Source organism: Achromobacter aegrifaciens (assembly GCF_902859735.1).
Classification (GTDB): domain Bacteria; phylum Pseudomonadota; class Gammaproteobacteria; order Burkholderiales; family Burkholderiaceae_B; genus Achromobacter; species Achromobacter aegrifaciens.
This window is the reverse complement of sequence record NZ_CADIJY010000001.1, coordinates 742210-763741: the sequence shown is the minus strand read 5'-3', so window position 1 is coordinate 763741 and position 21532 is coordinate 742210. Positions and strand designations below refer to the sequence as shown.

Annotated in this window: 18 protein-coding genes; 5 read left to right on the top strand and 13 right to left on the bottom strand. The window is 65.2% G+C overall.

From position 1 onward, the window contains the following. Nucleotides 1-20 precede the first annotated feature (20 nt). The 5 genes from tssE to HV766_RS03490 form a co-directional block, all read right to left on the bottom strand. On the bottom strand, nucleotides 21-506 hold the full coding sequence (gene tssE / locus HV766_RS03510; protein WP_054452040.1) for a type VI secretion system baseplate subunit TssE: 486 nt from the start codon (nucleotides 504-506) through the stop codon (nucleotides 21-23). Between the two features lie 62 nt (nucleotides 507-568). Next, nucleotides 569-1072, bottom strand: a complete 504-nt coding sequence (locus HV766_RS03505) for an Hcp family type VI secretion system effector (RefSeq protein ID WP_006395404.1) — start codon at nucleotides 1070-1072, stop codon at nucleotides 569-571. A gap of 41 nt (nucleotides 1073-1113) precedes the next feature. Next, entirely contained in the window at nucleotides 1114-2607 is a 1494-nt protein-coding gene (gene tssC, locus HV766_RS03500) for a type VI secretion system contractile sheath large subunit (RefSeq protein ID WP_059371264.1), read from the bottom strand. Further along, the gene (gene tssB, locus HV766_RS03495; RefSeq protein WP_013396290.1) at nucleotides 2600-3124 is read right to left on the bottom strand and encodes a type VI secretion system contractile sheath small subunit; all 525 of its coding nucleotides are present in this window, start codon (nucleotides 3122-3124) and stop codon (nucleotides 2600-2602) included. Before tssB ends, tssC begins: the two co-directional genes overlap by 8 nt. 45 nt (nucleotides 3125-3169) lie before the next feature. Then, nucleotides 3170-3835, bottom strand: coding sequence for a hypothetical protein (locus HV766_RS03490; RefSeq protein ID WP_054452042.1), 666 nt, complete (start codon nucleotides 3833-3835; stop codon nucleotides 3170-3172). Between the two features lie 189 nt (nucleotides 3836-4024). On the opposite strand from HV766_RS03490, the gene tssJ reads away from it, so the two are divergent. The 5 genes from tssJ to HV766_RS03465 all read left to right on the top strand — a co-directional run bounded on the left by tssJ (nucleotide 4025) and on the right by HV766_RS03465 (nucleotide 12680). After that, nucleotides 4025-4642: a type VI secretion system lipoprotein TssJ gene (tssJ, locus tag HV766_RS03485; RefSeq protein WP_225588881.1), complete on the top strand. Its 618-nt coding sequence runs from the start codon at nucleotides 4025-4027 to the stop codon at nucleotides 4640-4642. 65 nt (nucleotides 4643-4707) lie between these two features. Continuing rightward, entirely contained in the window at nucleotides 4708-6054 is a 1347-nt protein-coding gene (tssK, locus tag HV766_RS03480; protein WP_054452043.1) for a type VI secretion system baseplate subunit TssK, read from the top strand. A 33-nt stretch (nucleotides 6055-6087) separates the two neighbouring features. Next, a complete protein-coding gene (gene icmH, locus HV766_RS03475) occupies nucleotides 6088-6843 on the top strand; it encodes a type IVB secretion system protein IcmH/DotU (RefSeq protein WP_223283522.1) in 756 nt (251 codons plus the stop codon). 25 nt (nucleotides 6844-6868) lie between these two features. Further along, a complete protein-coding gene (gene tssI / locus HV766_RS03470; RefSeq protein ID WP_175180571.1) occupies nucleotides 6869-12073 on the top strand; it encodes a type VI secretion system tip protein TssI/VgrG in 5205 nt (1734 codons plus the stop codon). After that, complete coding sequence (locus HV766_RS03465) at nucleotides 12054-12680, top strand: hypothetical protein (protein ID WP_175180570.1); 627 nt, start codon at nucleotides 12054-12056, stop codon at nucleotides 12678-12680. The genes tssI and HV766_RS03465 overlap by 20 nt, the downstream gene beginning before the upstream one ends. A gap of 23 nt (nucleotides 12681-12703) precedes the next feature. On the opposite strand, the gene HV766_RS03460 is transcribed toward HV766_RS03465, so the two are convergent. From HV766_RS03460 to HV766_RS03425, 8 genes are all read right to left on the bottom strand, one after another. Next, nucleotides 12704-13045 carry a hypothetical protein gene (locus HV766_RS03460; RefSeq protein WP_175180569.1) on the bottom strand — a complete coding sequence of 114 codons (342 nt, stop codon included), beginning with the start codon at nucleotides 13043-13045 and terminating at the stop codon, nucleotides 12704-12706. Nucleotides 13046-13064: 19 nt separating this feature from the next. Continuing rightward, nucleotides 13065-13427: a hypothetical protein gene (locus HV766_RS03455; protein ID WP_175180568.1), complete on the bottom strand. Its 363-nt coding sequence runs from the start codon at nucleotides 13425-13427 to the stop codon at nucleotides 13065-13067. Between the two features lie 20 nt (nucleotides 13428-13447). Next, nucleotides 13448-13804, bottom strand: a complete 357-nt coding sequence (locus tag HV766_RS03450) for a hypothetical protein (RefSeq protein ID WP_175180567.1) — start codon at nucleotides 13802-13804, stop codon at nucleotides 13448-13450. Between the two features lie 75 nt (nucleotides 13805-13879). Beyond that, nucleotides 13880-14410 carry a hypothetical protein gene (locus tag HV766_RS03445; protein ID WP_147400242.1) on the bottom strand — a complete coding sequence of 177 codons (531 nt, stop codon included), beginning with the start codon at nucleotides 14408-14410 and terminating at the stop codon, nucleotides 13880-13882. A gap of 190 nt (nucleotides 14411-14600) precedes the next feature. Further along, nucleotides 14601-16919 (bottom strand): T6SS phospholipase effector Tle1-like catalytic domain-containing protein, encoded by a 2319-nt coding sequence (locus HV766_RS03440; RefSeq protein ID WP_175164337.1) that lies wholly within the window; start codon nucleotides 16917-16919, stop codon nucleotides 14601-14603. Next, entirely contained in the window at nucleotides 16912-17691 is a 780-nt protein-coding gene (locus HV766_RS03435; RefSeq protein ID WP_054452049.1) for a DUF3304 domain-containing protein, read from the bottom strand. The genes HV766_RS03440 and HV766_RS03435 overlap by 8 nt, the downstream gene beginning before the upstream one ends. Continuing rightward, on the bottom strand, nucleotides 17684-18643 hold the full coding sequence (locus HV766_RS03430; RefSeq protein WP_175180566.1) for a DUF4123 domain-containing protein: 960 nt from the start codon (nucleotides 18641-18643) through the stop codon (nucleotides 17684-17686). The genes HV766_RS03435 and HV766_RS03430 overlap by 8 nt, the downstream gene beginning before the upstream one ends. A 13-nt stretch (nucleotides 18644-18656) precedes the next feature. Beyond that, complete coding sequence (locus tag HV766_RS03425; RefSeq protein ID WP_175180565.1) at nucleotides 18657-21530, bottom strand: type VI secretion system Vgr family protein; 2874 nt, start codon at nucleotides 21528-21530, stop codon at nucleotides 18657-18659. Between the last annotated feature and the right edge of the window lie 2 nt (nucleotides 21531-21532).

The window sequence follows — 21532 nt, the reverse complement described above, 5'->3', positions numbered from 1 at the left end:
CCCGCGTGCATGGTTTGTTATCAGGCGGCCGCCGCGGCCTTGGCCCGGCCCTTGCTCACCGAGTACTGCAATGTCGACGGCTGCAGCGTCGCGTCGAAAGTGACCGGCTCATGCGCAGGCCCTACGTCCAGCATCGCGGTAATCGCGAAATACAGCACCGAGGTCGCGCGGCTGTCCACCTGCAGCAACACCCGCACATGCGTCAGGCGCGGCTCATGGCGGGCGATCGCCTGCTCCAGCGACCGGCAGATGAACTCGCGGTCGTAGTGACTGGCAAGGCTCAGGCCGGAAAAATCCGACAAGCCATAGGTCAGGATGGACCGCTGGCAGTTCGGAAAGCGCTTGAGCGAGTCTTCTGTGAAGACCATGCGCGTGTTGAGCAGGGCCTCGATGTCGCGCGCGACCGTTTCCTTGATTTCTTCCACCGACAGGCGTCGCAACGCATGCGGTGTCTGCCCGTCGCCGTCGAACAACTTGTCGAACAGGCTGGGTTCGAATCCCTTCATCGCGGCCTCATTGAGCAAAGGCGCCGGACCGGCCGGGGCCTTTGCCGTTCATGCGGTCAGGTTCAGACCGAGTACGTCTTGTCGTTCTTGGTGAGGCTCCATGCGCCCTGGGCGTTGCCGCCCTGGTTGCCGCCCACCTTCTGCTGCGTGTACTTCCACTGCACGGCGGCGTACTTCAGCGAGAACGATTCGTGCGGCAGGCCTTCGCTGACGACTTCCGGCGCCACGCGCGAGATGATCACGTACTTGAGCTTGATTTCCAGGTACTTGACGCGGTTGCCTTCGCCGTCGGCGCGCAGGAAATCGATGGTCACTTCGTCGAACGTCGTGCCGCCGGAAGCGTGCTGATACAGCAGCGGGCTGACCACGTCCAGGTCCTTGGTGAAGACCATCTCGCCATGCTCGGTGCGCTCGGCGGTGTGGCCGCCGGAGGTGGAGGCGGTAGCCGAACGCGGCTGGATGATTTCATGGCGCCACGATCCGACTTCGATCCAGTCCGGATGGTCCTTGTCCTGCGACTCGCCCTTGAGTGCGGGGTTGCCGAATTTGACGTAGATGTCCTTCATTAATAGCCTCTCTGGTTAAAAATCGTCGAATCCGACGGTGGTCACGACTTCTGGGCTTGGGCGGGGAGTTCCGCGACCAGGCGCAACGAAATCGAAAGCTCATCGAGCTGGAAGTGAGGCCGTAGGAACGCCACGGCCCGGAACACGCCGGGACGCCCCGGCACCTCGGCAACCTGCACCGATGCTTCCCGCAAGGGGAACTGCGCCTTCTGCTCCTGGCTCGCGTTGTCGTCCAGCAGCACGTACTGCGAGACCCAGCGGTTCAGGAAGCTCTCGACAGATTGCGCGGAGGCAAAGCTGCCGATCTTGTCTCGCATCATGGCCTTCAGGTAGTGCGCCACGCGCGATACCGAAAAGATGTATTGCAGCTGGGCCGACAGCACCGCGTTGGCGTTGGCGCTATCGGTGTTGTACTTCTTGGCCTTCTGCACCGACTGCGCGCCGAAGAACGCGGCGTAGTCCGAGTTCTTGCAATGCACCAGCGGAATCAGGCCCAGGTCGCTCAATTCCTTTTCGCGCCGGTCGGTGATGGCGATCTCCGTCGGGCACTTCAGGGCGATTTCGCCGTCATCGGTCTTGAAGGTGTGGGTCGGCAGGTTCTCGACCAGGCCGCCGCCTTCCACGCCGCGGATCGCCGCGCACCAGCCGAAGTCGGCAAAGGCCGCGGTCAGGCGCGCGCCGAAGGCCCAGGCGGCGTTGCACCACAGGTACTTGGCATGGTCGGTGCCGTCCACTTCCTCGACGAAATTGAAGCCCTCTACCGAAGTGCCTTCCTTCGGGTCATAGGGCAGGCGGCCCAGGAAGCGCGGCATGGTCAGGCCCACGTAACGCGAGTCTTCCGAATCGCGGAAGCTGCGCCACTTGGTGTATTCCACGGTATCGAACACCTTGGCCAGGTCGCGCGGGCGGCCCAGGTCGGCAAAGCTGTCCAGGCCCAGCAGCTCGGGCGAGGCCGAGGCGATGAAGGGCGCATGCGAGGCCGCGGCCACGTGCGACATCTGTTCGATGAAGTACATGTCCTCGGGCTGGCGCGTGATCTCGAAGTTGCCCAGCAGCGCGCCGAACGGCGAACCGCCGAAGGTCCCGAACTCTTCTTCGTAGACCTTCTTGAACATCAGGCTCTGGTCGAAGTCGATGGCGGTCTGGAAGTCGCGCACCAGATCGCGCTTGGTGACGTTGAGCACCTTGATCTTCAGCATCGGGCCGGTGTTGCTCTCCTGGCACAGGTAATGCAGGCCGCGCCAGGTGCTTTCCAGCTTCTGGAACTCGGCGCCGTGCATTACTTCGCTCAGCTGGGCCGAGATCAGGCGGTCCAGCTCGGCCACGCGGGCGTCGAGCATCGCGGACAGGTTGTCCGAGACCACGACGGTGCCCTTCATGACTTCACGGGCCAGCTCGCCGATGAGATCCTTGGCGCGGTCGTGCTCGGCCGTGGACTTGGCCACGCGGCTCTGTTCGACGATCTGGTCCAGCAGGCCCGAGTCGGCCTCGGCGGCGGGCGCGGATACGTTCTGCGCGGCGGCGGAATTACTCATTGCTGCCTCCCTTGCCGTTCTTGCCGGCTTCGCTGGTCAGTTGCTGCAGTTTTTCAGTGCTGCTGAGCACTTCGCCCAACAGGTCTTCCAGCTTGTCGTTGCCCGCCAGCTTGTTGCGCAGGTCGGCCAGCTTGGTGCGGATGTCCAGCAATTCCTTGAGCGGCTCGATCTGCTGCACCACGGCCTCGGGCCGGAAGTCCTCGACCGAGCGGAACTTCAGGTCCACGCCGAAGGTGCCGCCTTCGTCGGTCAGGCGGTTCTTCACGCGGTACGCGGCGCGCGGCTCCAGGCCGCGCATCACGTCGTCGAAGTTGTCGACGTCGATGTTGACGAACTTGCGGTCTTTCAGGCGCGGCAGCTCGGCTTCGGACTGCGCGCTGAAGTCGCCGACCACGCCCACGACAAACGGCAGTTCCTTCTGCTCGATCGCGTCGCCCTTCTCGACGTCATAGGTCAGCTGCACGCGCGGCGGACGTACTTTCTGGAGTCTTTTCTGAACGCTTTCTTTCTTAGCCATGGGGGCTCCAAGCGAAGTGCATAGTGAAGAGGCCGTGGGGCCCGATCAGGGTTTGAGGAGGTTGCCGAACGGATCCGGCGCGCGGCCGGCCGGCGCGGCGCCGGAAGCAGCCGGGGCCACAGGCGGCTTTGCGGCGGGAGCCGCAGCGGAATTCGCCGCGGGGGCCGCAGGCGTAGCGGGCGGCGTCGCCGCCGCCGCGTTGGCGGCAGGCTTGGCCTGTTGCGCGGCGGCCGCGCCCTGCGCATCGTTGCGCCGCGGCTGGCGCGGGCGCGGGGGCTTGTAACCCTCGGGGAACAGCACGTCCTGGCCCAGGGTTTCACGCATGGCGGCAGCCAGCGCCACCGCATCAGTGCGGGCGTTGCCCGCCAACAGCGCGTTGGCGCGCAGATCGGCCAGCGATTGCATGGCCACGCGCAGGCCGCCCACGGCCCGCACGGTCTTGGCGGTGAAGTCTTCGGGGTCGCGGTTCAGCGCTTCATCGGCCGCGACGATGGCCTCGCCGTACTTCTGCTCGTCGAAGCGGATCTTGGCGATGTACGACCACGGCTCGCCGCGCGCGGGATTGAGCAGGGCTATTTCCTGGAACTCGGCAACCGCCTGATCGTTGCCCTTGGCAGCCAGCGTCTGCGTGGCGTGCGTCATCGACTGCTTGTACTCGGCGTCGGTCTGCGGCTTGGGGGACGTGGCGCAGCCCGCGAGGAAGGCCATCATTGCGCCGATGAGGAGAACCCGGGATATGTGCATTTTTTTGGTATGTAGGAGGGTGTAACCAAGGCCGCGTATTTCAACAACCTTTTGTTAGCGCAGCACTACAGTGCATTACTTCATGTAACTCGCGCAGAAACTTCGCTCATCGTGCCGTGATCTGTATGTTGTCGCAGGCTTCCGGTATAAAGAGCCATGTCAAAACATCTCTATTTTTCTCGGTGCATGGCAGCAGCGGCCATCATCGCGGCAAGCCCCGTAATCAGCGGTTGCGCAGCGGTTTCAGCGATCGGAGCGGTGGCCGGAATGACCGGCGGCATGATGGATATGGCGGGCCTGAAAAAAGACCCGAATGCGCCAATCGATGTGAAATTGGCGATACATGCCGGAGAAAATTTGAATGCGAGTAGCGGACAGCCAATGGCTGTGGTTACGAAAATATACTATTTGAAGAATGCCGAGGCATTTCAGCGCGCACCGCTCACGCAATTGGTTGATACTGACGCCGAAAAGGCGGCGTTGGGTGACAGCATCATCGCTGCACGCGAAGTCACACTGACGCCGGGACAGCGCTACGAACACCTGGAAAAAGTGCCTAAAACCGCTGCCTACATCGCTGTCGCGGGCTTGTTCTACGCGCCCGCGCCGCAGCGTTGGAAATACGTATTCGAAGTGAAGACCGCCGAGGACACCGGCATCGTCATGGGCGCCCATGCCTGCGCGATGACCGTGGTCACCGGACAGATAGTGTTGCCACCGGGCGTGCCCGGCTTCGACCCGGCCCGCCTCGGCTCGGTGCAATGCCCGAACTGAACGCAAGCCGCGCCTAGCCGCCGTCATCGACGCCCTCTATATATAAGAAGCAAGAGCCAGCAAACGTGAGCCATTCAGCGAAGATACTGTGGGGAGAGGGGCTGTTCCTGCGGCCCCAACATTTTCAACGCCAAGACGCGTACCACGAGGCCCGCCTCGCGGAAATGAGCCGCGCGCTGCATCCCTATGCATGGGGCCTGCGCGCGGCGCGCTTCGACGCGGCGGCGCTTGCCAACGGCATGCTGCGCGCCACCGAGCTCTCCGCGATATTTCCCGACGGCGAAATCTACAGCGCCCCCCATAACGACGACCTGCCGCCCGCCGTCGCGCTGGACGGCCTGGACGGCGCCAGCACGGCGGTGTTCTACCTGGCGCTGCATCCGATGAAGGACATCGGCGGCAACTATCGGGACACGCGCCAGGAACAGGGCTTCGATGCGCGCTATGCGCACCAGGACAGCCCCGCGCCGGATCTGTACACCAACGCCAGCACGGCCGAACTTGCCTTCCTGCGCAAGAACGTGCGCCTGCTGTCGGAACACGAGCCACGCGACGCGCTGCTGACCATTCCCGTAGCGCGCGTGCGCCGCACGGCCAGCGCCGGCTACGAGCTGGACACCAGCTTCATCGCCCCCAGCGTCACGGTGCAGGCGTGCAGCGCGCTGTTCGAACAGCTGCGCCGGCTGCTGGACGCGCTGCAGGCCAAGGTCAACGCGCTCTATGGCTTTCACCGCGAACCGAACAAGAACATCATCGAGTTCCGCTCGGGCGATGTGGCCTCGTTCTGGCTGCTGCACACCTGCAACGAAGCCTATTCCGCGCTGTCGCACCTGTTCCACAACCCGCAGCTGCATCCCGAGCGCCTGTTCCAGGAAATGCTGCGGCTGGCCGGCGCGCTCATGACCTTCTCCAAGGTGCACACCCTGGCGGACCTGCCGGCCTACCAGCATGACGCGCCGGGCGCGGCCTTCGCGCAGCTGGACGAAATCCTGCGCGACCTGCTCGACACCGTCATCTCCACCCGCTACTTCTCCATCGTGCTGGAAGAACTGCGCCCCTCGTTCCACGTCGGCCGGCTGGATTCCGGCAAGCTCGACGAGACCACCGCGCTCTACCTGTCGGTATCCGCCGCCACGCCGGCCAGCGAACTGGCCGAGACCGTGCCGTTGCGCTTCAAGGTGGGCGCGCCCGACGACGTGGAAAAGCTGGTGCTCTCGGCCATGCCCGGCGTGCAGCTCGTCTACACGCCGCAGGTTCCGCCCGCCGTGCCCGTCAAGCCGGGCGCTTGCTACTTCACCCTGCAAACACGCGGCTCGCTGTATGACCGCATGCTGCAGGCACGCAGCATCGCCATCTATGCCCCCTCGGGCATACCTGAACTGAAACTGGACCTCATCGCCGTCACCCGCTAGAGCCTGCCCATGACCGCCGCCGCGCCTACCCTGATGCCCGGAGCCTCGCTCCCTCCCCGAGCCGCCGATTTCTATGGCTCGCGCCCCGCGAAGTCCCTGCTGGACCTGCTGTACGACGGCTTCCTGATGCTGTTCCTGCTGAAAAGCGGCCAGGAACCCGTGGACGCCGCCTCGTTCTCGGCGCGCGTGCAGCAGTTCCTGGCAGACTTCGAGCGCAGCGCGAAGAAGATGGACATTCCGGCCGAGGACGTCTACGCCACCAAGTACGCATTTTGCGCCGCGGTGGACGAGACCGTGCTGAATTCGGGCTTTTCCATCCGCGACGCCTGGATGCTGCAGCCGCTGCAGCTGACCCTGTTTGGCGAACAGCTTGCGGGCGAGAATTTCTTTGCGCGCCTGGAAGACCTGCGCGCGCAGGGCGCGCCGCGCCTGCAATCGCTGGAAGTGTTCTACATGTGCCTGCTGCTGGGCTTCCAGGGCAAGTACATGATCGAAGGCCAGGAGAAGCTGGGCTATCTCACGGCGCGGCTTGGCGATGAAATCACGTTGCTGCGCGGCAAGCGCGCGGGCTTCGCGCCGCACTGGCCCCTGCCCGACAAGATCGCCCACACGCTCAAGCGCGACGTGCCGCTGTGGAGCATCGGCGCGTTGTTCGCGCTGCTGGGGCTGCTGGCCTATCTGGGCATGAGCCACTTCCTGAACCGCGACATGCAGACCGCCATGGCTCCGTACCATGACATCGTCAAGATCGGCCCGCGCGCCGCGCACCTGACCATCTCGCTACCCTGAAGGCCTCAGGCCACCGCTCAGCACCATGACCGACCGTTCCCAAGCGCCCGCCGGATTCAGCAGCCTGGATGTTGCCGCCCTCTCCCAGAACGCCCGCATGCTACAGGTGCGCACGCCCCTGGATGCGGCGCTGGCGGTAGAACGGATGGTCCTGCGCGAAGGCGTGTCTGAACTGTTTGCCCTGACGCTGGATTGCCTGGCGTCCTCGGCCGAACTGGATGTGCAAGCCCTGCTGGGCCGCGAGATCAGCGTCAGCCTGCTGCTGGCCGACGGCAACAGGCGCCAATGGCATGCAGTGGTGGAAGGCGTGGACGCGCTGGGCGCAGACGGCGGCCTGGCGCGCTACCGGCTGCACGCCGCGCCCTGGCTGGCAGCCCTGGGCCTGCGCCGCGACAGCTTTCTGTACCAGGACAAGTCGGTCACTGACATCCTGAGCGAGATCTTCGCCGACTATCCGCAGGCGGCCTACTCGTTCGACATCGCCGAACCGCCCGCGCCGCGTCCACTACGCACACAGTACCGCGAGACCGACCTGGCCTTCGTGCTGCGCCTGATGGCCGAAGCCGGCTTGAGCTTCCGCTTCGACCACCAGCAGGGCGAACAGCAGGACGAAGCCTCGGGCGGCGCGCGCCACCGGCTGGTCGTGTTCGACACTCGCGCGGCGCGGCCCGTCTGCCCCGATGCCACGCTGCGCTTTCACCGCAGCGACGCCACGGAAACCGAGGACAGCATCACACGCTTTGGCGCGTCCCGGGCGGTACGGCCTAATGCCGTGACGCGCCTGGCCTGGGACGACCGCAAGCTGCTCGCGCACGCGGCGCATGCGCAGTCCGACGTCCAGGCCGGCGCGGTGCCCCGCCTTGAAGACTATGACTACGACGGCCACGGCCGCCATGCCGACGGCGACAGCGCGGAGCTTGCCGCCGCGCGCAGCCTGCAGGCGCATGAAGCCCGCATGGTGCGCTTCGACGGCGGCGGCACGGCCCGCCAGATGATGCCCGGCCATGACTTCACGCTGACGCAGCACAGCCGCTACGCCGGGGGCTCGGGCCAGGCCGTCGATGAGATGGGCGGCAACCGCTACACGCTGCTGCACGTCGAACACGAAGCCGCCAACAACCTGGGCAGCCAGGCCGCCCAGGCGCTGGGCGATTCCGATCTGGAACATGGCTCTTACCGCAATACCTTCGGCGCCCTGCCGGCAGCCGCGCCGCTCATGCCCGGCTGGCGCGCCAAGCCCACGGCGCCCGAAGGCCTGGCGGCCGTAGTGGTGGCTGCGCAGGACGCGCCCATTTCCTCGGGCCGCGACCTGCGCATCAAGGTGCAATTCCCCTGGCAGCGCGGCGCGCGTCCGCTACCGGGTGGCCTGGCGCACCGCAGCCATGGCGACGACACCGGCAATGCGCCGGGCGACGACAGTTCCGGCACCTGGCTGCGCGTTGCGGGCGCACAGGCCGGTCCCAATTGGGGCGCGCACCATCTGCCGCGCAAAGGCACCGAGGTCCTGGTCGAATTCCTGGACGGCGACATCGACCAGCCCGTGGCCTCGGCCCAGCTGTACAACGACGCCGACCTGCCGCCCTGGTCCGCCGGCGAGGACGCTGAAGCCAATCATCCCGGCAGGCTCAGCGGCTGGCACAGCAAGGGCCTGGACGGCGAGGGCCACAGCCAATGGCTGTTCGACGACACGCCGCGGCAGATGCGCACGCGCCTGTCGAGTTCCATCGGCGCCACGCAGCTGGGCCTGGGCTATCTGGTCGCACAGGGCGCGGATGAATCCAGTCGCGGCACATGGCGCGGCACCGGCTTCGAGCTGCGCTCGGATGCCTGGACCGTGGTGCGCTCAGGACAAGGCATGCTGCTGTCCGCCAACGCACGCGAGGACGCGCGCTCCACCCAGGCCGACGCGCAGGAAGCGCTGGCGCTGCTGCGCGGGGCGCAGAATGCGGCGCAACGCCTGGATGCCGCCGGCGCGCAGCGCCAGGCGCGCGCGCTCGCGGCCACCAGCCAATACGACACGCTGACCCGCGCCATCGATCCCAAGGGCGATGGCCGCTATCCGGGCAGCGTAGGCGGCCAGCAGGCGGTCAAGGCCAGCGGCGGCGAACGCACCGGCACGGACGCAGTGGAGCGCATCGACGGCGCCCGCATGCTGATCGACGCGCCGTCCTCCCTGAACTTCGCCACGCCCGCCTCGGCCATCCTGCACGCCAGCGAAAACCTGCACGTCACCGCGCAGGCCGACGGCCACGTGGCCGCGCGCCAGACCTTTGCCACGGCCTCCGGCCGCTCCACCAGCCTGTTCGTGCAGGACGGCGGCATCCGCGCCGTCGCCGCCGAATCGCCTGTGTCGATCCACGCGCATACCGACATGCTGGAAATGCTGGCCGGCCAGGACATCACCGTCACCTCCACTACCGACAGCATCGAGATCCTGGCGAACCAGAGCATCACCCTGCAGGCCGCCGGCGCCAGCATCGTCATGAATGGCGGCGACATCCTGTTCAAGGGGCCGGGGATGTTCTCGGTCAAGGGCGCATCCCACAACCTGATCGGGCCTGCCAGCGACGCGGCCGCGCTGCCGGCGCTGCCGTCCTCGCAAGTGGGAGATCCGATGCTGGTCACGGCCGAACTGGTGCACCGTCCCAAGGCCAAGCTGCAGGCGCAAGCCGGCTCCGGCCAGGCGCTGAATGCGGCTGGGGCGACCGGCGCGGTCGCCTCGGCTGCAGCGGCTGGAGGCCCCACAGCAGCTGCAGCCAGTGGATCGCAAAGCTCGCTGCTGGGTAGCGCGGGCGCGGCGCTTGCAAGCGGCGCAACCGCCGTATCCAACGGCCTGTCCGCCGCGGCCGATGGCGCCTCCGGCATGCTGGACCAGGCCAAGAGCATGGCCGGCGAAGCGCTCAAGCCCGTGCAGGAATTGGGCGCGATGGCCGGCAAGACCATGCAGGCAGCGGGCAAGGCGGGCTCGGAACTGATGTCGGGCGCCATGGCAAAGGCCGGCGGCATGGCGCAAACGGCCATGCAGAATGTGGCTCCGTCGCTGACTGGCGGCGCCACGTCCTCACTGGCTAACGGCGCCACGCAATCCTTGGCCAGCATGGCAACGCCGTCGCTGATGGACGGCGGCCTCTCCACCATGAAGATTCCACAGGGCGCTGGCGACGCACTGGCCGGCGCGGTTTCCATGCCCCAGGCGCTGACTGACGCGGCAGGCGCCGTGTCCAAGGCCGGCGGCATGGCTACGCAGGCGTCGGCCCTGGCCTCGCAGGCATCCACCTTCGCCTCGCCGGCCGCAGGCGCCGGCCCGTCGGCCTCGGGCATGCTGTCGGGCGCTTCCAGCGCCGCCACGGCAATGGGCAACGCCACGGCGGCATCCGCCCTGGGCGCCGCCTCCAACCTGACCGCCGCCGGCAGCGGTGGCGTGGGGTCCGCCATTGGCCCGGTCATGACCCAGGCCATGGGCGCCATGGGCGGCCGCCCCGCCGCGCTGAGCTCCGCGGTGAACACGCTGCTGGCCATGCCCGACGTCAACCAGGGCAATCTGCCCGCGGTGGCGGGCGCCATACTCAGCACGCCGGGCCTGACCGACTCCGCGATTCCGTCCGTGGTCGGCGCCATCCTGCAATCGCCCACGATATCCAACGTCACGCTGCCCAAGGTGGCGGAGGCGATCATGAACATTCCGGCGGTGGCGAACTCGCCTTATCCGGCGATGGCCAAGCGGGTCATGGAAATGGCCGGCGTCGGCCTGCCCGGCCCTGTGGCGAGGCCCGCTGGCGCGCCCGGCGGCCAGGACGCGGGCGGCTCCGCAGCGGCCGGGACGCCGGATGCCGGCGCACCCACGCCGTCCGCCTACCGGGCCAGGAGCGGCGCCAAGCTCCAGTACGTCAACCTGAAGGAAGAGGACGAGGTCTGGAACGATGGCCAGGCGCTGGACAGCCTGGACCGCCAGACCAACAGGCCCAGGATCCGCGTGCGCTTCAACAAGGCCGGCCAGCATCGCTTCAGCGTCAAGGTCAGCCCGCGTCCGGGCAACGCGGTGTACTCCGCGCGTGAGCAAAGCCGCCAACCGCTGTACCGCGAGCCCAACCAGCGTTCGTACAGCTACGTAACCGACGCCGACGGCACCAAGGTGGTCGACAACATCACCCTGCCCGCCGCCGGCCTGAACACCTATACCTTCGAGGTGGTGAACGACAAGAACCAGATCATCTCCACGGAGCAGGTCGAGACCGCAAGGCGGCTATATCTCCAGGAGATCATGCTACCCGGCCCCGAGGCTCTGGCGCGCCGCCACGGCTTCCAGCCGACCGCTACGGAATACGCGCGGCATGGTGTGGACGTCGTGCAATTGCCGCCGGTCAGCACGCGCGGCGACGCCAACATGGACGTGTTCACGGACGACGGCTATGAACGCCTGCGCCGGCTGGCCGCCTCCGTCTATCCAGGGTCGCAGGGCCCGGATCACGAGCCCTATACGCTCGTCGTCTGCCACATCGACCGGCTGGCCACGATGCTGCCCGTCCAGCCCATTTACGTGCAAGCCTCGGCCGGCCCCGGCGCGGCCGACAAGCAGGTGCAGTTCGTCAACGCCGACGGCACCCTCAGCTTCCTGTGGTATCACATCGAACCTGGCGTGGACTGGTACGTCGAATGCCTGTTCGAGTACACCGACCCTGCGGCCGGCATCAGGCAGGTCCCCATCCCCAAGGATCGCATGACCCCGGTGCCTTACGACCCTGCGAATCCCAAGGCCTGCGATACCCTGAACATCCGCATGGCGGGCCTGGTGCCCGTGCCGACCTCGGGCAAGATCATTCTGAAGGTCCGGTTGCTGGAAAGCTCCGCAGGCGGCGTGGCGTTCCCTGGCACCAACCTCCTCGGCGTGGCGGCGATGAGCCCCTGGGAGCCCAACACGCTGGATTATCTGCAGCAGACGCTGGTGCACGAGATCGGCCACCTGATCGGCATGACGCCCAGCGGACCCGAGTGGGTACGCGCCCACCCGGACGAAGCCGACATGGACTCGTCCAAACTCGACAAGGGTCCGTATTTCTACTCCCAGTTCGGCAACCACTGCCACTTCGGCCTGCCCGCCAGCCAGGCCGATCCCAGCCACACCGGCTCCTGCGTCATGTTCGGCGGCGACTGCGTCAGCATCCGCTTCTGCGCCAGCTGCGCCCAGGCCGTACGCAAGACGGACATGTCCAATGGCTGGCCCTCGTTCTGACGCGCGGCGCCGCGTGGCGCCGGCGCTGGCCCTGCTGCTCGCGGCCGCGATGGCCATGGCCGCGCCTGGCGCCGCCACCGCCGCGCGCCCCACCCCACATACCCAGAAGACCACGATGAACACCGACTGGATCGACCCGCCCTCGTTCGCCACCGCCCCCATCGGCACGGTGCGCGACCATGCCTGCATTCCGCCCAACCATGGCAGCGACGACCAGCTCAACATCGCCGCGCCCGCGCGCGTACGTCCGCAGGCGTCCGGCGCGCTGGTGATCCCGGTCTGCGCGCAAGGCATCATTCCCGTGTCGCAGAACCAGAAGCTGCCGCGCTTCGTCGCCGTCAATACGCAGACCAAGGCGGTTTATGAAGGCGTGGCCTACGAATACAAGCCGCGCAAACGCCCCGGCATGGAAGTGGACGAGATCCCCAGCTCGCGTCCGCCCAAGGGCATCCCCATCAGCCCCGGCATCAGCGTGGGCACGCAGTTCAGCACCGACCTGGCGGCGCAGGTGCAGCTGCCCAAGGATCCGGCGGTCTACGAGGTGTATATCGAATCGAACGGCGTGCGCTCGAATACGGTGAAGATCGAAGTGCAGGCGGCGAAGTAGGCGCCCTGTTTCCAGCGGCCGCCTCAGCCGCCTGACCGGCGGTTCCAGATCGCGCCGCCCCATATCCAGCCCGCGAGGGCCAGCGCCAGCATCGCGATCATGAATTCCACCCGGTGCTGCTGCGGCACCGGATTCAGGTGGGACAGGGTCAGGAATGGCTCCGCGGACAGTAGTTCGGTAGCCGCAAGCGAACTGAAAAACATCGCCAGCACCAGGCCCGTGAAGCGCGGACGCGCGCCGCGCGTCTCCTTGTCGCCCGTGATGAACCACAGCAGGCGAATCAGCTGTATCGCCGTCGCGGCGAACGGCACGCAGATGGCCAATGCCAGGGCGCCCAACGCAAGAAAGCCGTAGATCGACATCATGCGTGAACCCTGGCCCCCGCTAAGACGCGCGGGTCCCGATCATGCGCAGCACGCGGTCCCGGATCGACCGCCCATAGGCCCAGCACCACACAGCCAGCGCCAGCATCGCAACGGTGAAATAGGCCCTGGCCTCGATCGGCACTGGATTCATCGCCGAGATCGTCAGAAAGGGTTCATAGCCCACGAAATCGCTGGCGGCCAGGGTGCTGAAGATCAGCGCCAGCACCGGCCCCGTGAAATGCGGCCGATCGCCGCGCGTGGTTTTGTCGGCCCAGAAGGACCAATGGATGAAACGGCTTAGCTGGATCGTCACCGCGAACAGCGGGATGACGACGGCGAGCATCAGGACGATGAGGGCAACGAGGACTTGAGGCGGAAGCATGGCGGGATTTTAGCGGCACATCAGGCATTGTCCTTCACCACCCCCTTGCACAACCTGTCCCGGACCCACAGGCCGATCACGGACAAAATCAGCGCCGGTCCCAGATAGTAGGGAAAAAAGAACAGGAAATACCCGTACCAACGGTCATAGTTCCGGGCGACGTAATAGACGAGCAGGGCACCCACGGCCGCAAACGCCCAGACGGCTACCATGGACACGGCAAACCATTTGCGCGATGCCGCGGAGCCCAGGGCTCCGAAACGGTTTGGGCGCACGTGGACTGCGATCCCGAGGAGATAGAGTAGGGGCAGCGCAAAACCCAGGGCTTTTGTGGCGTAGAGGATCATGTCGGTGGACCACATGACGAATTCACGCAAAACCGTCTCCTACGGATCAAGCTCTCCGATGACCCGCTTCATCAAGGTTTATCTCTGTCCGGACTTCTGACGTGATCATCGATTCGACACCCAATCGCTTCCCGGAAGCTCAGGGGCCACGTTGCTGAAATCCGATACCAGCGGACGCGTGACATAGCGCGCAGCAGCCTTGCCATCGGGATAGATACGCAATTCCAGCACCACGGCGCCCGCTGGCCGCTGTGGCTGTGGAAGCATCACGACAAATGGATAGTCTCCCTCTCCCGTTGCTTGAGGACCAGAGTCATAGCGCCACGATATCTGCATCGGAGCATCAGGCGCAGCTGGCCTGTAACCGAATGACTGCACATTATTTCCTGTGGCCGAATTCGCTCTGGCGATCCATCGCAGACCAGGCATCAACGAATACGCCACGTCGTACTGCGTAAAGTTGTACGAGTAGACCGCCACCGATCCTTCCAACGCGCTTCGTTGAAAATTTTGCGTCTGGCTTCGCTCTACGTAGACATAAGCCCCCGCCGCCACGGCGATCACCGCCAGTACACCGAGTGCGACCAACCGCCCGAGTTGCGAGCGCCCTGTCTTTCCCTGATTCCGCTCAGACATCCTCGACATCCCACTTTGATCATAGGCTTGCCCAGTCGCCACTGGTTCCACACCGATTCCTGCGCATCCACGGACTCTGGCATTTCTGTTGCTGTCGCAAAGCGAGCTGGCTAGAGTCCCCGACGCTCTCGCGGCATGCTCATCCCCTATGCTCTATCACCCAAGCCGGATGCTTCCGACGCCGACACAGCTACGGACGAACCGGAGCCATTCCATCCAGATTGGCACGCATCTGATCAACCCGCGATGCCGACTCATTGTCCGACTTGAACTTGGCTTGTTCCGCCTTGAAGTCGGTCTTGCCAAAAATGTCCTTGTCCCGCACGCGGAAATACAGTGAAGTGCTGGCCAGCAAATGATCGGGCCAGCTGCTCAACATGGCGTCATGCACCAGGAAGTCGAACAGCGCCATGACCTTAGGAGGCAAAGGGTTGGTCCCGGCGCTCGCCTCGCGCCATACGTTGAGCAGGCGCTTTTGCACTTCGCGCTTGGCTTTCATATCAGCGAAAGGATCTTTCGGCTTGTCCTCTTCGGTCAGCGTGCCACCGCCGCGTGTGATGAGCTCGTTGCGCATGTTCTGCTGGTCCAGGAGATCCTGCTCCATTCTTTCCATGGCCTGCACGGTATTTGGATTCTTGCGGCGAAAATCTTCCTTGCGCTGTTCATCTTCGGCATCCTTGCGTTCCGCGTCTTCGAGCGCGAGATACTCCGCTTCCAGGCGTTGCCATAGCGGCTTGAAGCGCTGCGGCGGCAATTCGCCCCGGCTCGCGACGGCACGATTCCAACGTTCGTCCTTGAGCGCTTCCAGCTCTTTCAGGCGAGCCGTGTTCTCGGGCTTGTTGCGTTCCTCGCGCGGCAGCATGGATACGCGCCTGAACTCTTCGTTGTATTCCTGCTCCGGAGTGAAGAAATCGCGATCCTGGATCCATTTTTCGGCAGGATCCGACATATCAGCTTTGAAGACGGGATCCTGGTAGCGCACTGCGAGCCACCGCAGGAATACTTCCATGTGTGGAATGAAGTCCATGCCTTTCTCATACTTCACCACGCCGCGATATGCGTCCACCAGTTCAGCGATGCCATAGCTCTGCGCCCCCTCCCCCACGCGTGACGCCAGGGAAAATTTGATGGCGATCAGCGGCCGAACCTTGAAGAGCTGTTCCATGCTGTACATCGCTGCGCCGCTTGCCAGGGCTTGGTGCAACATATCGCGCAAGGGCACCCGAGAGAGTTCCGTGCGAGCACCCAAGGAGCCTGCCGGACTCACTCCAGTGACATCGCCGCTGGAACCTGGATAGAGATACTGCTCGCCCCGAGTCTTCTCCAGACTGTCGATGCGCTGATTGGCGCGCAGTTCATGGCCTGCTGCGAAGTGAACGCACTTCTCCACGGCGGCCGGCACCGTCAAGGCACGGTCCTTGTGGGTTTGCTTCAGCAAGTCGGTAAATGGCATGAATCCCAGGAAGGTGCTCTCGTCCATGATGGAGGAAACGGAGTCCAGCAGGCCAAGAAACCGGATCCGGATCTCCGCAGCGGGAGCCCCCTCCTTCCCCGGCATCACCAGGTCTTGATCGTTCCGACGCCGATACTTCTTGACCAAGTCGTTGATGAATTGGCGAGCCATCACACCGCCACGGTCGGCGCCAAACACGGAGATCTCTATGCGCCGCACATTGTTCATCTCGGCGCTGACCGCGTCATGGGCTGCCTTGAGCTGACGTAGAGCGGCGTCGACCCGAGTGTCGACTCCTGTTCCCATGAGATAGGCGACCGTCTCATTGTCCCGGATCACGGGTACCCCTTCCATCGCGGTGGTCTTGACGACCTCTTTTCCCGCAGTCCATGCGACCTTCAAGGGGTTTCTCTTGAAGCCGGACCAGAACCCCTGTACCGTGGCTTTCGCACGATTTGCCAGGCGTTCGGGATCCCAGGCATTCCATATCCGCACAGCCTTGTCGGGAAGCGTTTTGACGTCCTTCACTACGTCGTTGTAGGCCTTTACCATAGGCTGGAAGGAGCCTTCCTTGATCATCTTCTGCGTCGCGGCTCGTAAGCGCTTCAGAACGTCATGCTCAGGAATCTCATCCAGCCGGGCGATGTTCTGGCCCGCCTTGCCAAGATTCTTGGCGCTTTCGCTCAGCGCCTTGCTGCCCGCGACGGTAGCCGCATAGATCAGGGCGTCTTGCTTTTCTTTTGCATCCTCGTTCAACTCGGTTCCCAGTCCCGAGTAATAGAAGCGAAACCAGAATTGCTTCTCGGGACGCCCCAGATCCGTCTGAATGTAGTGTGCCTCCCAAAGCCTGCAAATGTTCGAATAGAACGTCGGATCATTCCGGTCCACGTCCCGGCTGCGCCCGAAACCATCAAAGAAGAACCCGATCCGAATGACCGCACCGCACTCCAGGCAATCGTCCTTGGGATACGCAGCTTCGTTCTCGGCCATCTTCTTCAATACGGAAGCCGGCGTACGATCTTCCGGCGGCAGGCCACCCGAGGTTTTGTCAACCATTCTTCTCTCCTGAAGCCTTCTCTTCCGCCCTCAGACGTGCAATCTCTCCTTCAGGCATAGCCTCGACAGCCTTGGCAAAGTCGCCCGGTTGGCGGCCCGGCTTGGCCAGCATTGCGGCAATCTTCGGATCTCGATCAAAATTTGGCGAAACCGTAAAATACAGCAGCATGTATTGCTGCATGTCGCGCTTGTCTTCAATACGGTATTCAATCCAAGCCGTCCTCGCTACCTTTCCCACGGCCCTCAATACCGCATAGCCATCCCTGTACCCCTGAAGCGCATCTCGATGAGCGGCATAAAGCCAATCCGTGACGGAAACCAGCGGCAGACGCGTTTGCCCAAGCAACTTTCGGCTCAATGCGATTTCCATGTGCTCGTCGGGATAGATGTGCAACTCCATGTACAACGGACCGTCACCCGAAGGAATCTGCGCCGCAGGGAAATGCACCTTCGTTTCCTTATGAAAGATCACCTCGTCGAGCTTGCCGTCGTACAAATGTTTGATCGCTTCTTCGCCGTCGGCGCCGCTCCATTTCACGACGAAATCGGTGCCTTTCAGCGTGTAGCAACACGTACCCGACCCTTCTCCGCCGCCAACGCCGACCGCACCCGAGCTGGCGCTGCGGCCTGCGTTGTCGGTCAGTTGAATGGTGTCAAGGTCCCAAGGTGTGTAGTTGAAGGCAACCAAGGTCACGCCTTGGTACGTAGGCTCGCCATTGCAGCCCGCCAGCAAGCCCAGCCACATCAGAACGACAATCAAGCCCTTACGCATTTCCCGTCCTCTCCCGCAACAATCCATCCCACACGTCGTCAGGCACATCCTCCAGCGCCTGCGACAGCCCAGAGCCCTTGAATGCGCGCAGCGCGGACTGAATCACCTCGTGTTCATCAAAACGCGGCGATATTGTGATACCCCACGCCACATAGTCCAGCATGTCCCGCTCGCTTTCTATCCCGTAGGCACGCGCCCGCGCCATCTGCTCCAGCACCTGCTCATGCAATTCGTCCTGCCGCAGGTCGCTGCCCAGAACTCCCATATAGATGCGGCGGATTTGTTGGGTCAGCTTGTCCGGATAATCCATATCCAGCAGCGCCTGATGCTGCGCCAACGTAAACGGCTGTGGCGCCGGCAGCGCCGCAGCGCTCAATTCACGTTCTCCACCGCCCTTCCACTCGGCGATGGAACCGTCCCGGCGCAAATAGCGCATGAGCGTCAGCGGCGCCAGGAAACGCTCGCGCTCGGCTTCGCTCCAGACCTGAAAAGCGCGGTCCAGAATGCGGCTGTCGTAGAAGTGCAGGTAATACTCGCGACCGTCCGGCAAGCCATAGTCGCCGTAGTACGCGCAATGTGCCATTAGTTCGGCCAGGGCCATGGGCGACAGGATATGGGTGACCGCAAACTGCCCACCGTCCGCCTCGTACACCCTGCGCAGCAGCCGCAATAGTTCAGAGGTGTATGGCCCGTCCGTGTCGCGCCCCAGTTCAAAACGCGTCAGATCGTCTATTTCGATCAGCAGGGGCGCGATTTCACCGTATACGGCCAGATCCGTTCCCAGCCAGACCGAACCGTGGCTGACTTGAGCGCTGCTCTTGATTGGCGCGGCCAGCTCCGCGCGGTTGCGGAAATCCACGAGCAGATAGGCATGCATTGCCTCGCCCGTTTCGATGCGGCTGATTTCAGCATGCCGCAACGTCTCGCCAAGCAGGGATTGCCAATCCGTCATGCGCTTGCCCGCCTCATGCCTTGTCCGTGATGGACTGCACGCCATCGTGCGCGTCCAGCACGCATTGTTTGCAGACCGTGAACTGGGGAAAAGCGTAAGGCATGCGGTCCGGCCCCGCAAACTGCTTGTTCCCCGTCTTCACATCGATCCGCCCCGGCGCGGTCACCGTGATGTTGCCGCCTTCCAGCACGATGCTGGCGCCGGCCGCGGTGGCGATGCGGATGCGTTTGGGCGCGGCATACTCGACGTTGGTCTGCGCGCTGCCGATGGTGATGTCCTTCTGCGCCTGCACGCGCAGGATGTCGTGCTGGGCCTGGACGTGCACGTCGCCCGTGGCGGAGATCAGGTCCAGGCCGGAGTCCGCGCCGCCCTGCTGCAGGCCGGCGACGATGCCCAGGCCCTGCCCGGTGTGCACGCGCAGCGCGCCCATCACGGCCAGGTTCTGGTCCTTGCCGGCCGACCAGTGCACGGTCTCGCCGGCGGTGTATTGCATGTGTTGGCCGGCGACCTGCGCCAGTCCCGCGCGCGCGGCCATGAACACGACCGGATCGGTCAGGTGCGGCACCTTGCCCTCGGCCGCCTGGGTGTGCTTGGCCGAAGCGTCGCTACGCGCACCATCCAGGCTTTCGCCTGCGACGGTGCCGGACACGGCGCGATGCATGGCGGCCAAAGGCGCCTTGCCGTCGTCCAGCACGCTGGCTTCCGCTCCCTTGGAGCCCAGCGCGCTCGCCAGGCGCAAGCCCTGGTGCGCGCCGACCACGCCATCCAGCGAACGCGCCATCTGGTCGGCCTGGCTGGCCAGCGCCTGCAAGCCCGCAGCCTCGCCTGCGGGGCCGGCGCTGGCGCCAGTGCCGGCGTAGGTGCTGAGCAGCACGCCCGCGCCGCCGCGCACGGCGCCGTAGGCGTCGGTGCGCAGCTCGGCGCCCAGGCCGCGCAGTCCGCCGCGGTAGTTGCCGGCCTGATGAATCAGGTGGCCCAGGTTCAGTTCGCTGGCTTCCTGGCTGCTCTTGATCTGCAAGCGCAGTTGTCCGTCGCTGTCGTCGAACACGATCTGGTTGTAGCCCGAGCCGCCGAACTCCTTGCTCTTGAAGCCGCTCAGCGCGGCGGCGTTGCGGTGGTTCTCGTCGCCGCCCGCGGCGCCATGCCAGGCAGGCGCATTGCCTCCCGCCAGGTTGGCCTGGGCGCTGGGTGCGGCATCGCGCGCGGCGGTGTAGACCTGTGTGTCGGCTTTGCCGCCGTCCCGGCCGCCCGGCGTGGCGGGCGTGCCGCCCTCGCCGCGGCCGTTGTACAGCGCGCCCACGACGATGGGCTGGTCCACGTCGTCGTCCAGGAAGCGCACCAGCACCTCCTGGCCGATGCGCGGCACGAAACTCATGCCCATGCCTGCGCCCGATTGGCGCTGCGCCACGCGGGCCCAGCGGCTCTTGGCCACCCCCTCGGCATCGTCTGCCTGCCAATGGAATCGGATGCGCACGTCGCCGCGCTTGTTGCGCAGGATCTCGTCCTCGCCCTGCGCCTGCACTGCGCCGTCGGCGCCCGTGACGATGGCCGTGTGCACGCCATGGACCGAAGGCGCGCCGCTCAGGCGCGCGCCGCGTGTCTGCGGCAACGCTGGCCGCCAGGGGCGGTCGCAACGCACCGCCTGGAAGCGGTTGGCGTAGCCGACCTCGCGCGCTTTCGCCAACACCGCGGCGTCGGGCCGCGACGGATCGGCGTTCGAACCCGCCGCGCCAGGCGCCGCGGGCGCCTCGGTATCCAAGGCCAAATGTGCGTCCAACCCGCCCAAGCGCTGCGACAGCGAGGCTCGGGTTTCTGGCGGCAGGTTGTTGATGCCGACGTGCTCGACCCGGTCCAGCGCAAAGGCGGGCTCGAAGCCTTCTTCGCCGGCAGGCCCCAGTGGAGACATGTTCTGCAGCGTGAAACGCGTGCCGGAACGGAAGGTACGCACCCCGCCCTGGCCGACAAAAGTCTCAGCGCCGGCTTGTACGGCTTCCATCGCGAGCGTGGCCTGGCGACGCGCCTCGGCCTCATCAGCAAAGCTGCCGTGGCCTGCCACCTCGTACCATTCCAGGCCCGCGTCGTCAGTGCCGTCTGCCGGACGCGCCAGCGCCTCTGCCGCCACGGCGCGTTTGCCGCCGCCGTGCCAGCCCAGGACGGTGACGCGGTCAGGACCGCGCCGCCACTGGCGCGACATGGCCTGCACGGTGTCGCGCGACTCGGTCGCGCCGGCGCGGTGAAAGCGCACGCCCCCGCTCGCGGACTCGGAGTCCTCGGCCAGGCCGCGGCTGTCGGCGAAGATCAGCGCGACGTGGCGCGCGGGAACCTCCGGATCTTCGACCGTCGTCCAGCCCAGGCCTGCTTCGGCCAGCAGGCGGCTGATGAAGTCATAGTCGGTCTCGCGGTACTGCGTGGTGTAGGGGCGCGGCGCCACGCCGGCCTGCGCTTCGGCCGCATCGGGAGCCACGCGATGCACATAGCCTTCGTAGCCGCCCAACACATGGCTGACGATGTCCAGCACGGAACGCGCTTCGAACACGCGGCTGTTGCGCTGCTGCGTGGCCAGCCACAGCCAGGGCGCGACCGTCAGGCGGTAGCGCGCCAGGCCCGCGTCGCCCGACAGCAGCTCGGCTTCGCGGACCAGACCGCTGCGACTCGCGCGGCTGCCGTCGGCGCGCGTGGTCCACAGTGTCACGGGGCGGCCGATCATGTCGCGCAATTCCAGGCCGGCGTCGTCGGACAGCGCGACCACGCGCGTCTGCGAAACGCCCGACAAGGCTTCGCGCGCGATCCAGCCCTCGACCTGCAGCGAGGCGAGCGCGCCCTCGCCTTCCAGGCTGTAGAGGCGGGCGTCGGAACTGAACAGGCCAGGCGTTGCAGTCGGATCCATTG